At 62.6% G+C, this 14,019-nt stretch carries 11 protein-coding genes and 1 pseudogene; 6 read left to right on the top strand and 6 right to left on the bottom strand.

What is annotated here, in order from left to right; translation table 11 throughout:
- Window positions 1-63 precede the first annotated feature (63 nt).
- The 4 genes from BGP02_RS13800 to BGP02_RS13815 form a co-directional block, all read right to left on the bottom strand.
- A complete protein-coding gene (locus BGP02_RS13800; RefSeq protein WP_017232418.1) occupies window positions 64-816 on the bottom strand; it encodes a maleate cis-trans isomerase family protein in 753 nt (250 codons plus the stop codon).
- Between the two features lie 27 nt (window positions 817-843).
- Window positions 844-2,145 carry an MFS transporter gene (locus BGP02_RS13805; RefSeq protein ID WP_017232417.1) on the bottom strand — a complete coding sequence of 434 codons (1,302 nt, stop codon included), beginning with the start codon at window positions 2,143-2,145 and terminating at the stop codon, window positions 844-846.
- 206 nt (window positions 2,146-2,351) lie between these two features.
- A complete protein-coding gene (locus tag BGP02_RS13810; RefSeq protein WP_017232416.1) occupies window positions 2,352-3,296 on the bottom strand; it encodes a LysR family transcriptional regulator in 945 nt (314 codons plus the stop codon).
- Complete coding sequence (locus BGP02_RS13815) at window positions 3,289-3,879, bottom strand: NAD(P)-dependent oxidoreductase (RefSeq protein WP_017232415.1); 591 nt, start codon at window positions 3,877-3,879, stop codon at window positions 3,289-3,291. Before BGP02_RS13815 ends, BGP02_RS13810 begins: the two co-directional genes overlap by 8 nt.
- 109 nt (window positions 3,880-3,988) lie before the next feature.
- Here BGP02_RS13815 and BGP02_RS13820 point away from each other — a divergent pair, with 109 nt between their 5' ends.
- Complete coding sequence (locus BGP02_RS13820) at window positions 3,989-4,153, top strand: hypothetical protein (protein WP_157211362.1); 165 nt, start codon at window positions 3,989-3,991, stop codon at window positions 4,151-4,153.
- 80 nt (window positions 4,154-4,233) lie between these two features.
- Window positions 4,234-4,541, top strand: a pseudogene (locus tag BGP02_RS13825) (IS3 family transposase); the annotation flags it as partial.
- A 320-nt stretch (window positions 4,542-4,861) separates the two neighbouring features.
- On the opposite strand, the gene BGP02_RS13830 reads toward BGP02_RS13825, so the two are convergent.
- Both BGP02_RS13830 and BGP02_RS13835 read right to left on the bottom strand, forming a co-directional pair.
- On the bottom strand, window positions 4,862-7,513 hold the full coding sequence (locus BGP02_RS13830; RefSeq protein ID WP_286798725.1) for an excinuclease ABC subunit UvrA: 2,652 nt from the start codon (window positions 7,511-7,513) through the stop codon (window positions 4,862-4,864).
- 30 nt (window positions 7,514-7,543) lie between these two features.
- The gene (locus tag BGP02_RS13835; RefSeq protein ID WP_017232412.1) at window positions 7,544-7,846 is read right to left on the bottom strand and encodes a putative quinol monooxygenase; all 303 of its coding nucleotides are present in this window, start codon (window positions 7,844-7,846) and stop codon (window positions 7,544-7,546) included.
- A 1,170-nt stretch (window positions 7,847-9,016) separates the two neighbouring features.
- On the opposite strand from BGP02_RS13835, the gene BGP02_RS13840 reads away from it, so the two are divergent.
- The 4 genes from BGP02_RS13840 to BGP02_RS13855 all read left to right on the top strand — a co-directional run bounded on the left by BGP02_RS13840 (window position 9,017) and on the right by BGP02_RS13855 (window position 13,976).
- A complete protein-coding gene (locus tag BGP02_RS13840) occupies window positions 9,017-9,373 on the top strand; it encodes a hypothetical protein (protein ID WP_157211361.1) in 357 nt (118 codons plus the stop codon).
- Window positions 9,374-9,681: 308 nt separating this feature from the next.
- A complete protein-coding gene (gene mgtA, locus BGP02_RS13845) occupies window positions 9,682-12,435 on the top strand; it encodes a magnesium-translocating P-type ATPase (RefSeq protein WP_286798726.1) in 2,754 nt (917 codons plus the stop codon).
- Between the two features lie 158 nt (window positions 12,436-12,593).
- A complete protein-coding gene (locus BGP02_RS13850) occupies window positions 12,594-13,328 on the top strand; it encodes a transporter (RefSeq protein WP_150551291.1) in 735 nt (244 codons plus the stop codon).
- 150 nt (window positions 13,329-13,478) lie between these two features.
- A complete protein-coding gene (locus BGP02_RS13855) occupies window positions 13,479-13,976 on the top strand; it encodes an Rrf2 family transcriptional regulator (protein ID WP_286798727.1) in 498 nt (165 codons plus the stop codon).
- The last annotated feature ends 43 nt before the right edge of the window (window positions 13,977-14,019 follow it).

The following is a 14,019-nucleotide window of genomic DNA, read 5'->3' on the forward strand; positions in this document are numbered from 1 at the left end:
TCGATCGGATCGTTCGCTCGGGGGGGGGCAAAGAATACCGGCCCATCTTGTTGCGAGAGAACCTCAGTATTTGCCTGACAGCAGATGTCCCGCGCTCGGCACTTGTGCGTCGAGGCCGAGTGTTTTGAGGATGCGGTAGACAGTCGACGTCGCGGCCGACAGAACCGGCTTGCCGATCCGATCTTCGACTGCCTGAATAGCAGGCAGCGACGGCATTTGCACGCATGCGGAGAGCACGACAGCATCTGCGTTGCTGATGTCGAGGCGGTCTGCATGTCCAATGAGATTCATCGGATCGAGACGGCCGACGGCGAGGTTGTCGGACACTTCGAGGCTCATCGCATCAGTGACTTCGATGTCTTCGCTCTGGATGTAATCGACGACCTGTTGCGTTAGTGGCTTCATGTACGGCGTAATGATCGCTACGCGCTTAAAACCCATGGTCTTCACGCCATCGACCAAAGCGCCGGCGGAGCTGATGATCGGCGTCGGCCAGTTATTGCCTTCGACAGTCTGCTTCAGGCGGGATTCCGACACGCGGTGATAGCCGGCGCCTTGACACATGATGGCGACGAGGCACGCATAGGCGAGCACATCGCAGCGTGCATCGCTGAGTTCGAGCGCACAACGGTCGCTATCGACGTCCATTTTCTTCAGTTCTTCCGGAGTGACATGCATCATGCGCATGCGCGCGGAGTGGAACGTAAAGCGTTCTTGCGGGAACAGGTCGTAACGGGCCGTCAGCATGGCCGGAATCTCCGTTTCCATCGTCGTATTCGAGCTAGGGACGATCTGTCCGATTCGATAGGTCTTCATGAGCTTGCAAATAAGAGGTTGAGAAAATCAGTTTCCGCTAGTGAGCTTGACGCCTTGCGTCTCGCGAAGCGTGAACACGAGTATTGCGGCCAGTACATAAGCGATCGAAGCGATGCAATAGGTCATCGTGAATCCCAGGATGGGAATCAGAGCCGGGACGAGTTTGATTCCGGCAATTGCGCCCACGCGGCCAAAGTTGAAGCAAAAGCCGGCTGCCGTCGAGCGGATGCTGGTGGGGAAGAGTTCCGCATACCATGCACCGAAGCCGCTGAAATAGCCCGTGCAGAATCCGAGCAGCGCGGACAACATGCCGATCGTCACGATGTTCCGTGCGTTGAATTCGAGTTTGCCGTTGGTCAGGGGAATCATCGTCGCCCCGTATGCGAAGACGGGCACGGCCACTGCGATTCCCACAAAGAAAGCGGCGAACGCCGCGCGCCTGCCGATTCGCTCGGCGAGCCAGCCGTACGCAAGATAGCCAAGCGTTGCGCCGATGCCCGTCCACACCAGAAAGACGGGAGCCTGATCGATGCGCACATGCAAGATACTCTGCAGATACGTCGGCGTGAACGTCGTGATGATCCAGTAACCGTACATACCCATGATCGAAATGAGCAGTGCAAGCAGCGTCGTGCGCCGGTACTTGGGCTGAAAAATCTGCAGCAGATTGGCCTTGCTCGCATTGCTTTTCAAATACTCGCGATTGGCCAGCCAGACGGGCGACTCTTTGACAAAGACGAGAATGAACAGCGCGATGCAATACGCCGGAATGCTGGAGATAATAAACAGGCGTCGCCACGAGTCGGGGTTCGACGCATCGAGCAATGTCCAGGCGAAGACGGCGGCCAGCAGGCTACCGCCCGACCACCCCGTCTGCATCACGGCGATTGCCTTGGCGCGTCCTGACGGTGCCCAGATTTCGCTAATGAGGGCGACGGCGGCCGACCAAAGCCCGCCTACGCCAATGCCGACCGCAAATCGGTACACGTTCAATTCCGCGATGCTGTGGGCAAATCCGCACAACAGAGTGCCCGTCGCATACGTCAGCACCGAGATGAGCAGCGTGCGTTTGCGTCCGATCTTGTCGGAGATATTGCCGAGGAGGAATCCGCCGATGCCCGTCGCCAGAAGAAACCACGCGACAGTGGATACCACGTCGGCAAGCGAAGCCGAAAACGTACGCGAGACGGCGAGAATCACGAAGCCGAATACGGTCGCGTCGAGCGCGTCGAACAGCCATGCACCCCACGAGCCTCCTAGGGTGACGTAGCGCTGCGCGCGCCCGATCTGATTGCTGGACGTAGCGGCACCCGCGCGTCCTGTCTCCATTGCTCCGGTATTGTTCATTGTCGTTCTATTGATCCAGGTGGCGCCCGGCCGGTGAGCATGTCTGTGGGAGAGGGCACACGACGGGCGAAGGAACCAACGCTACTTGTGCGTTTCGAGGTTCTTCATGCTAAAGGAGCGGTTGCGCGCTGTACATGAGCGGTTGGCTATCCCGCCATCGCCAACCGTTATGGCGGGAGCGTGTGCGACTAGCCTTGAGTGCTGCCGAGCAGGTAGTCGAAGAACAGGCGCGCGACGGGGGAAAGCGCGTCCTTGCGTCGCACGCAGACCACCAGTTCCCGCTTGGCCCACGCCTCGTCCAGCTTCAGAAGCCGCGTGCCCGGTAGGCGGTACAACGCCGCATTGCCGGCAGGAAGAATGCCGATGCCTATGCCGACCTGGACCATTCGGCACAACGCGTCGTACGACGATACTTCGACCTTCGCACGCAAGGTCTTGCCGGCCTGGCTTGCTGCCGTCAGCATCTGAAAGTGCAAATGCGTTCCCGCCCGGAGAACGACATGCTCATAGGCGAGCGTCTCCATGTACGTGACATGCCGGCGATGTGCGAGTGGATGACCCGATGGCACCAGAACCTTGAGTTCGTCCGTACGAAACGGATGGACCTCTATGTCGGCGCTATGAGGCAAGCGGGTGAAGACGCCGATTTCAGCAACGTTTTCGGCGATACTCTCGGTGATCGCGAGGCTGTCGCGTTCGAGCAGAGAAATGTTGATGTCGGGATAGCGCTCGGTGAACGATTTGATAATCGGCGGCATATCGGTCGAGATCGCGGAGATATTGACGAGCACGCGCACGGATCCCCGCAGGCCATCCGAGTACGCCTTCATTTGCAGCACGATATTTCGCATGTCGTCCAGCACGTCACGCGCGAGGACGGACAGCTTTGCGCCTGCCGCGGTCGGACTGATGCCTTTGTTCGTGCGTGTGAGCAAAGGCGTGCCGAAGAGTTCTTCGAGTTCTCTGAGCCGCTTGCTGACAGCGGGTGCGGCGATGTGCTCGATCTCCGACGCGCCGGCGATGGTGCCTTCTTCGACCACGCGCACAAAGAGCTTGAGCGATACGGGATCGAGCTTCGTACTCCAACCCCCGTCTCTGGAGCCAAGTGGGATGAATGGCGCGCCCTTACGCATGATCGATCCGTTGCGACTGATCGAGCCACTCGACGAAATTGCGTATCGTATCGCCGTAAAACGTCTGATAGCGCTCGCGCGTGACGTATCCGATGTGCGGCGTAGGCAGTACATTCCGAAGCGAGCGCAACGGATGAGCCAGTTCGAGTGGCTCGGCGTCATACACATCGATTGCGGCGCCACCGATCTGACCGCTCGTTAGCGCGTCGATCAGCGCCGACGTATCGACAATCGGACCTCGCGACGTATTGATCAGACGGCTTGTCTTCTTCATCCGCGCAAACGCTTCGGCGCCGACCAGCCCTTGAGTCCGTTCGCTCAGGCGAAAGTGGAGGCTGAGGAAGTCCGACGTCGAGAACAAGGTGTCTTTGTCGACCCGTTGCACACCCTTTGATTCGGCGCGCTCCGCCGTGAAGTTCTGGCGCCAGGAAATCACATTCATCTGGAAAGCGCGCCCAATCACACCGACGGCTGATCCGATATGTCCGAGACCGAGGACGCCTAGCGTTTTGCGCGCCATTTCCAGCGCTACGTTTTGGTAATCGTCGAGGATGGCGATGCTGATGCGGGGCGAGCTGGCCATGATGAGCTTCCATATTGGTCGATCGACAAATGCATTCGTGCGGCACACGAATGATCCGAGCCGGTAGTTTGCCGCAAAGCTCCCGCCGATGCTTGCGCCTTGTTACAGAATGAGCCTGCTCGAGGAATCGCTCGACGCGGACCTGCCGGCAATCGGGCTCGAGTTGCCGGGGCTGAAGTCCGGCGAGCGGGCTGGGACACCACGTCAACAGCCAAAGCGCGTAGCGCTTCTTCCCGACCTGCCTCGTACCGGCATTCATCATGAACCGGACTGATCTGGTTGAGAAAGCCAGGACGGAAATGAGTGTTAGTGTTTCAGCGCGGAAATCTCTTTTCGGCGGTTGGCGATGAAGCGCAAGCCGTGGACTACATCGTAGATCACTTGCACCTCCCCAAGTGTCGGGCGTGTGGGCTGGTCAAGCAAGCGCACAGCACCCGCTACTACCGTAGCGTCAAGGATCCCCAGACGGCGTTGCGAGCCCGTATGCGCGAGTTGCGCATACCCGGGTTCGCGACGGCTATCGGCGCGTGCATGTGTTGCTCAAGCGCGAAGACTGGCGTGTGAGCCGCAATCGAGTGTTTCGGCTTTACGGCGAGGCGCAATTGCAGCTTCGCTCCAAATTGCCCAAGCGCCGCAAGATGGCCCTCTCACAGCGTCTGCGCGACCTTGCAGCGCCCCGGTAGCGCGTGAAGATAACTCGACAATCGGTCAAAGTCGGCCGCGCTGTTCGACATCCGAAAGCGTTGCCGCTTGCCGTTCGATGATTCAATCAACACAGCGTTCGACTAGCGAGCGACGTCAATAGCGACGAGATTCAGGGAGGGCGAATCAACGAGCAAGTCAGCCATCTTGGTTTCCTCCGGTAGTGAACGGGCAAACCGAAGGATGCCCGTTACCCTGCCGGCTGACATTGTGCATGTACTACGGCAGCGAATCGATACCGGACGAAGAACCTTAACTGACCGGCGTTACGGCTTCGGCCTTACGACAAACGATCGCGCAGGTAAGCGGCAGTGCGGCTCTCTGCCACATTCGCAACTTCACGAGGCGGGCCGCAGGCAACCGTCCTTCCGCCGTCGTCGCCCGCGCCCGGTCCGATGTCGATCAGCCAGTCACTGTGCGCCGCGACACGCATGTCATGCTCGACGACGATCACCGTGTTGCCTGCGTCGACGAGTCCCTGCAACTGCGTCATCAGCCGGTCGACGTCGGCGGGGTGGAGGCCTGTCGTCGGCTCGTCGAGGATGTAGAGCGAGTCGCCGCGCTGCGCGCGCTGAAGTTCGGTCGCGAGCTTGATGCGCTGCGCCTCGCCGCCCGATAACTCCGTCGCGGGCTGTCCAAGCCGCAAATAACCGAGGCCGATGTCCTGCAGCACTTGCAGCGGGCGCATGACTTGCGCTTCGTCGGCAAAGAAGTCGCAGGCGGCATCGACCGTCAATCCCAGCACCTGCGCGATGTTCTTGCCACGCCATTCGATTTCGAGCGTCGGTGCGTTGAAGCGCGTACCGTGGCAGGTTGAGCAGGGCGCGTACACGCTCGGCAGGAACAGCAGTTCGACGCTGACAAACCCTTCGCCTTCGCACGTCGGGCAGCGGCCGCTCGCAACGTTGAACGAGAAGCGGCCCGCGTCGTAGCGGCGCTTGCGGGCGGCGGGCGTCTCGGCGAAGAGCCTGCGCACGTGATCGAAGAGGCCGGTGTAGGTCGCGAGATTTGAGCGCGGCGTGCGGCCGATCGGCTTCTGGTCGACGCGCACGAGCCGCCGGATCGCCTCCATTCCTTCGACGATGTCGCCGCCAGTCGGCTGTGTCTCGGCGGCGAGGAGCGGGTCGAGTTCTTCGTCGGCGTCCGGTGTGATCGTGCGGCCGAGGCGTTCCGCGACGAGCTCCGGCAGTGCCTGACTGACGAGGCTCGATTTGCCCGAGCCCGAGACGCCGGTCACGGTCGTGAAGCAGCCGAGCGGAAATGCGGCATCGAGTCCGTGCAGATTATTGCGCGTGATTTTCGCGAGCCGCAACCAGCCCGAGGGCGTGCGGGGCGTGTACGCGGCACGCTTGTGCGTGGCGAAGAGATGCTTGCGCGTCTGCGACGCCTCGACCTTCGCGAGCCCCGCCGGCGGCCCGCTGTACACCACGTGACCGCCTGCTTCGCCCGCGGCCGGGCCGACATCGACGAGCCAGTCCGCGCGTCGCATCATGTTCAGATCGTGCTCGACGACGAAAAGCGAATTGCCCGACGCTTTCAGCCGCTTGAGCGCCGTGAAAAGCGCTTCGCCATCGGCAGGATGCAACCCTGCCGACGGCTCGTCGAGAACGTACACGACGCCGAATAGTTGCGAGGCGAGCTGCGTCGCGAGCCGCAAGCGCTGCAATTCGCCCGATGAAAGCGTAGGCGTCGAGCGATCGAGCGCAAGGTAACCGAGCCCGAGGTCGATCAGTGTCGTGAGGCGCTCGAGCAATTCCTCCGCGATGCGCTGCGCTGCGACGCGCTTCTCGTCCGACATGTTGCGCGTACGCCGCACGTTCGGCGCCGCCTTGTGCGCGGAGCCGCCCGCTGCCACGCGCTTCTCGGTCGCTTCGCGCATCGCCTGCTTACCAAGGATCGCGCTGTCGCCGTCGATGCCGTGGGTGTGCGCGGGAAGTTCGCCACGTGAGATCGGGCCGAGCAGGTCGGCGAGGCGCACGAGTGGCATCTGCGAGAACGCTGCGATGTCAAGTCCGGCGAACGTCACGGACAAGGCCTCGCGCTTCAATCGCTTGCCGTGACATGCCGGGCACTCGCTGCCGATCATGTAACGCGACACGCGTTTCTTCATCAGCGCGCTTTGCGTATTCGCGAACGTGCGCAGCACATAGCGGCGCGCGCCGGTGAACGTGCCCTGATAGCTCGGCTCCATCTTGCGCTTGAGCGCAAGCCGCGTTTCCTCGGGCGTTAAGCCGGCGTAGACGGGTACCGTGGGCGTATCGTCGGTGAATAGGATCCAGTCGCGGTCTTTTTTTGGCAGCTCGCGCCACGGAATATCTACGTCGTAGCCGAGCGTGACTAAGATGTCGCGCAGATTTTGCCCGTGCCATGCGGGCGGCCACGCGGCGATTGCGCGCTCGCGGATCGTGAGCGTATCGTCGGGGACCATCGACTTTTCGTTGACTTCGTACACGCGTCCGAGCCCGTGGCACGTGGGGCAGGCGCCGTGGACGGTGTTCGGCGAGAAGTCCTCGGCGTAGAGCATCGGCTGCTTCGGCGGATAGCTGCCGGTGCGCGAGTAAAGCATACGCACGAGGCTGGAAAGCGTCGTGACGCTTCCCACCGACGAGCGCGCGCTCGGCGTGCCGCGCTGCTGCTGAAGTGCGACGGCGGGCGGCAATCCTTCGATCGAATCGAATTCGGGCACGCCGACCTGTTCGATCAGCCGGCGCGCGTAAGGCGCGACCGACTCGAAGTAGCGGCGCTGCGCCTCGGCGTAGAGCGTGCCGAACGCAAGCGACGACTTGCCGGAGCCGGAAACGCCCGTGAATACAACGAGCGCATCGCGTGGAATGTCAACGTCGATATTCTTCAGGTTGTGTTCGCGCGCGCCACGCACGCGCACGAAGCCATCGCGCGCGACTTCGGGGGACGGCTTCCGACGGGAGTTCATCCGCTGGGGCGGCGGCAATACGCAGGCCAGCTAGCCGGGCAGTTTCGCCGCGAGCACGTCGATGTGCGCGATTTCGGGCGGCCTGGCAAAAAGGTCGGCGGCGTTCGCCATCAGCGCCTCGGCGACCTTGCCCGCAAGATGCGCCTGGCGGCCGGCTTCGTCGGGAAAAGTGTCGAAGATGCCGAACGTGGACGGCCCGAGGCGCAGACCATACCACGTGATCGTTGCGGGCTCCGCTTCGACGAGCGGCAATCCGCCCATCAGAAAGGCTTCTACGTCCTGCTCCCTGCCCGGTTTCGCTTCCAGCCGGACGAACAACGCGGTATTGACCATGACATCGCTCCTGTTGCAAGCACTGGGTGACGGACCAATGATACTTGCTCCGCACCGGGTGTATTGATCACAAAATATTGGCGCCTTTGGCGCATGTCGGCTTTTTTCGGGTAGGGGCCAACCAACTTCAAAAGATGTTCTATCTTACTCGCACGACGGATCGTCGATGCATGTATTGTTTCGAACGGCTCACGGTGTTCGTCGCATTAGCCCGCGGCGGGATCAAGTCACGTCCGCCTCCAGCGAGGCGCAATACGTCAGCCGGGTTTAACACCAGGCAACGGTAGCGGTAGGGTAAAGGGTTTCCCCGACGCGCGCGATTTCGCCAGGCTGTCGGCGTCTCCTTGCGGGTAGGCGAAGCCCGGTGCAACGTCATGCAGCGAAATGGCCTTGGCCTGCGGGGGATGTGTTTGTCTTGTGGACGGCCGACCACGCATACCATCTCGCCGTTGTGGCGGAGCAAAGGCAGCAGCGCCGTGGCCGAGTCAGCCGACACCCGATCGATCGCCGCATCGACCCCCGGCCCCGGGGCAGGCGCATGGCCTCGGCAAGTCCGTCGCCCTGGCGGTAGTCGATCACGTCCTCAGCGCCCAGGGAGCGGACGCGGTCCACCGAACGTGATGCGATAGCGACGACGCGCGTGCCGGCCTGGCGGCACATTTGCACCGCAAACCCACCTGCGCCCCCGCCTGCGCAGCGGCATTTCGCCGTACAGTTCGCCCAAATGTCTCACGTGTGGCGAATCCGTCGCACGCTTCACTTCGTCGGCGGCGCCACCGTGTATGGGCAAGTTCCCATCTGGTGTGCGGCGCAGCAATTTGTGCTTGACGTTGCAATTTGGCAGCAGTTACCATCCGCCCTGTCTTCCACTTAAGGGGTTTGTCCGTGAATTCCGATGCCAGTAGTAGTCGACCTTTGATCGACTGATTGCCTGAGGATCCACAGCCATTCCCTGTGCCGCGTCCTCATGCAGGATGCGGTGTCTAGCGCCACCGAACGCTCGTCTTGAGCGTGACCGCTCCGGCGCAATTCCCGCAGAAATTTCACTGTCGTGCCCGTGAGGGGCGTTGTCGTCTTGCGCATGCGTTTGGCATCGCAACGGCGCGCCCGCACCGGCCGGCCGTCCGTGCCGTGCGCGGTAAGGACGATTCGCAGCCATGCGAGGAAATCATGCGCGCTATTCAAACGTTGCAAACTTTTCAGGCTTTCCAGCGCCCGCCGACGCTCCCCACCCCGGTGTCGCGTCTGACCATCGTCTGCCTGGCCGATGCCCTTGGGGCATTGCGCAAGCAGATGTTCATCGATCTCACTGCCCTCGGCCTGCGTGCCACGCGCGTCAGCATCACCCGCTGGAGCGATCGCGACGAAGCCTCGGCCACCGTCACGCTCGACTGTCCGGCCGCTTCGCGCGCGTCGCTCACTTCGCTCGTCATGCGCCTGTCCGGCGAGCGCAGCGTGCGCCGCGTGTACTGGTCCGACGATGCCGCCCGACACGCGAGCGCTGGCGCCAGGTCCACACACGGCTGATTCCGTCGTCCCTGTCGCAACGGTGTTTCTTGCCAGACAGAGCGCCAGTGCCTGCCGGTGTACCGAAAATAAAAATGTAAGGAGTCCAATATGGAAGATGGAAGTAGTCGAATGAGGCCCGTCGGGACCCTGTGCTTGGCACGTGGGGTTCCGACGGGCGATCCACAAATCTTTTCACCATCACCGACCGCGCGCCGCGCGGCGCGGCTGGATACGTTCGCGCGTTTTTTTCGGAGACATGACCTCCGGTAGCGCCTGACGAGACCGGCCGGCCGCCATACCCGCGTAAGCCGCGCCAGGAATTCGTCATGAACAAGCACCTTCACTCGCGCCGCAAGCAGCGCGGCTTCGTCGAACGCTCGACATCCTCAGACTTGCCGCCCGTCGGCCCCGACGTCGTTGCCCGACTCGCCAATGAGCCGCTGCAGGACGTCCTGCACACCCTCGACACCGACCTGAAAGGGCTCACGCTCGCCGACGTCGGTCAGCGCCAGACACGCTACGGCCCTAACGAAATCGCGCACGACAAGCCGCCGCACTGGGCGGTGCAATTGTTCGGCGCCTTCAAGAACCCCTTCGTGATGGTCCTGCTGGCGCTCGCCACCGTCAGCTATTTCACCGACGTCTACTTCGCCGATCCGGGCGATGAAGACTACATGGGCATCTCCATCCTGCTCACGATGGTGACGATCAGCGGCCTGTTGCGCTTTTTCTCCGAGTTCCGGTCGCTGCGCGCGGCCGAGAAGCTCAAGGCGATGGTGCGCACCACGGCCAGCGTTCGCCGCCGTGTGACGGCGACGGGCGAGCCGGAGCGTCACGAGGTCGCCATGCGCGAGCTGGTCGTGGGCGACATCGTGACGCTCCAGGCGGGCGACATGATCCCGGCCGACCTGCGTTTGATCGAATCGCGCGACCTGTTCATCAGTCAGGCGGTCCTCACGGGCGAAGCGCTGCCCGTCGAGAAGTACGACACGCTGGGTGCCGTCGCGCAAAAGTCCGCCGAGACGACGGCCGGGCAGGGCAATGCGAACCTGCTCGATCTGTCCAATATCTGCTTCATGGGCACAAACGTGGTCAGCGGCACGGCCACCGGCGTGGTCGTCGCCACGGCGGGCGACACGTATTTCGGCGCGCTGGCAACGAACGTAGTGAGTCACAAGCGGGTCGAGACGAGCTTCGATCGCGGCGTGAATAGCGTGAGCTGGCTGCTCATTCGCTTCATGCTGGTGATGGTGCCGGTCGTCTTCATGATCAACGGTCTGACCAAGGGCGACTGGGTGAGCGCGCTGACGTTCGCGCTGGCCGTGGCCGTCGGTCTGACGCCGGAAATGCTGCCGATGATCGTGAGCGCCAACCTGGCGCGCGGCGCCATGGCGATGTCGCGCCGCAAGGTGGTCGTCAAGCGCCTGAACTCGGTGCAGAACTTCGGTGCCATGGACGTGCTGTGCACCGACAAGACTGGCACGCTCACGCAGGACCGCATCATTCTCGAACAACATCTCGATGTGGCGGGCGACGAGCGCGAAGACGTGTTGCGTCTGGGCTGGCTCAACAGCTATCACCAGAGTGGCCAGCGCAACCTGATCGATGTCGCGATCATCCGCCGTGCCAACGAGATCGGCGAGGCGGTGCAACCGCGCGACTTCGCCAAGATCGACGAATTGCCGTTCGACTTTGTGCGCCGGCGCCTGTCGGTGGTGGTGGCCGACGCGCACGGCGAGCACCTGATGATTACCAAGGGCGCCGTCGAGGAGATGCTGTCCGTCTCCACGCACGTGCAGACCCCCCAGGGCGTGCGCGCGCTCGACGATGCGGCTCGTGCCATCCTGCTGGCGCGCGCCGAGGCATACAACGCCGACGGGTTCCGCGTGCTCGTCGTGGCGACGCGCGACATCCCGGCAGGCGAGACGAAGACGCAGTACAAAACGTCCGACGAAGCGGGACTGACGGTCTGCGGCTTTCTGACCTTCCTCGATCCGCCCAAGGACTCGGCCGCCCCGGCCATTGCCGCACTGCGCGAGCATGGCGTGACGGTGAAGGTGCTGACCGGCGACAACCCGATCGTCACGATCAACGTGTGCCGTCAGGTCGGCCTGGAACCCGGCACGCCGCTGCTCGGCACGGACATCGAACCGATGGACGACGCCACGCTGCGCGAGGCGGTCGGTCGCACGACTGTGTTCGCCAAGCTCGCACCGCTGCACAAGGCGCGCGTGGTCAAGGCCTTGCAGGCCAACGGTCACACGGTGGGCTTCCTGGGCGACGGCATTAACGACGCCGCGGCGCTGCGCGATGCCGACGTCGGCATCTCGGTGGATACCGGTGCCGATATCGCCAAGGAAACCGCCGATATCATCCTGCTCGAAAAGAGCCTGATGGTGCTGGAGGAGGGCGTCATCAAGGGCCGCGAGACCTTCGGCAACATCCTCAAGTACCTGAACATGACGGCCAGCTCGAACTTCGGCAACGTGTTCTCGGTGCTGGTGGCGAGCGCATTCCTGCCGTGGCAGCCGATGCTCGCGATGCAATTGCTCGTGCAGAACCTTGTGTACGACATCTCGCAAATGTTCCTGCCATGGGATCGCATGGATCCGGAATTCCTCAAGAAGCCGCGCAAGTGGGACGCGGGCAACATCCGGCGCTTCATGCTGTGGCTCGGACCGACCTCGTCGGTGTTCGATATCACGACCTATGCGCTGATGTGGACGGTGTTCGGTGCGGGCGCGCTGTATCACGCGCATGGCGGCGATGCGGGGCAGGTCATCATGAACTCGGGCTGGTTCGTCGAAGGGTTGGTGTCGCAGACGCTGGTCGTTCACTTGCTGCGCACGCAGAAGATCCCGTTCCTGCAAAGCACGCCGGCGCTGCCGATCATGCTGTCGACGACGGTGGCGATCGCGCTGGCCTGCTGGCTGCCTTACTCGCCCTTTGCCGAAGCGCTGGGCTTCGTGGCCCTGCCGGGGACGTACTTCTACTGGCTGGCTGCGACCATGCTCGGCTACATCGCTCTCGCCCAAGTGGTGAAGACGATCTACATCCGCCGCTTTGGCCGCTGGTTCTGATCGGGTATCGGCCGCGTCAGCCGAGACGGCCGAATCGTTACCGCCATTGATTTCATACAACGCTCCCGCCCGGCCGGGCGGGAGCTGACAATCACACACACACGCTCGCCCCGCCGCTCGCCGCGCCGGGGCGGCACACGTAAGCAAGAGAACGACTCATGAAGAAGCAACTGATGTCTCTGGCGCTGCTCTGTCCGCTCAGCGCCTTCGCCGCCCATCCGCTGGTGTCCGACGATACCGGCACACAGGGCGACGGCAACTGGCAGTTCGAGACCAATGGCGAAGTGACGTCGAAGCAGCCGGAAATCGGCCGCCAGACGCTCTGGAACAGCACGCTCACCCGAGGGGTGGGAGAGGCGCTCGATCTGTATGTCGACGTGCCCTATACGCACCTTCAAAACCGCTCGGACGCCGCCGGCAATGGTGTTGGCGATGTGGAGACGGGCGCCAAGTGGCGGATGTACGACGACGGGGCGTTCAGCATCGGCCTCAAGCCGTACCTGAGTTTCCCTACGGGTAACGACCAGCGCGGGCTTGGCAGCGGTCGGGTGAACGCCGGGGCGACCTTGCTCACGCAATACGAGATCGACAAATGGACGTTTCTGTTCAACGCCGGGGCCGCTTATCAGCCGAACCGTCAAGGCGATCGCCAGTCATTGTGGAAGGTCTCAGGGGCGGTGCTGTATCGCGTGTTGCCGACAACGCAGCTCATTCTGGATGTGGGCGCTTCGCAGAACCCCGACTTCACGCAGCGGACGCACCCGGCGTTCATGATTCTCGGTGCGATCTACAGCCCGAAGTCGTGGCTGGATCTGGACGTCGGCTATCGACGCGGCCTCAATCCGCAGACGTATGACTATTCCTGGATGGGCGGGATGACCGTGCGCTGGTAAGGCGATCCCTTGGCGAGTCGAGGCATACCGGCGGCGCATGGCTTCGGCGCAGCATAAGATGCCTATGAAAGCCATGTTAAACTGGTTCGCGATAGTTGCAGGCGGCACTTGGTGCCGCCTGACCCGTTCCTGCCGCGCTTCCCCCGTCGAATGCGACTCACCGACCACACCGATTACAGTTTGCGCACCCTGATCTACGTCGCGGTTCACCCCGACGAGTTGGTGCACGTGCAGGCCGTGGCCGATGCGTTCGACATCCCCAAGAACCACCTCGTGAAGATCGTGCAGAAGCTCGGCCAACTGGGCTACTTGCACACGGTGCGCGGGCGCTCGGGCGGGATTCGACTGGGACGCGCACCGGAGCGCATCGGGCTTGGCGAGGTGGTGCGGGCGATGGAGCCCGACTTCGCGATGGTCGAGTGCTTCCACCAAGGCGATAACGCCTGTGTCATCACGTCGGCGTGCAACCTGCGCGGCGTGCTGGGCGAGGCGTTGCGCACCTATTTTGCGGTGCTCGACCGCTACACGTTGGCCGATCTGGTCGGCCAATCCACCGAGTTGCGTCGCTTGCTCGGGGATGCGGTGGCCGCGGTGATCCCGGTGGCGGACATCAAGGTCAAACGACGCGTCACCGAATCGTCCTCCTGAATCGCCTAGGGGGAACACGTCGGTTCCCTGGCGTGTTTCTCCT

It is taken from the genome of Pandoraea sp. 64-18 (assembly GCF_001899225.1).
GTDB classification, from domain to species: domain Bacteria; phylum Pseudomonadota; class Gammaproteobacteria; order Burkholderiales; family Burkholderiaceae; genus Pandoraea; species Pandoraea cepalis.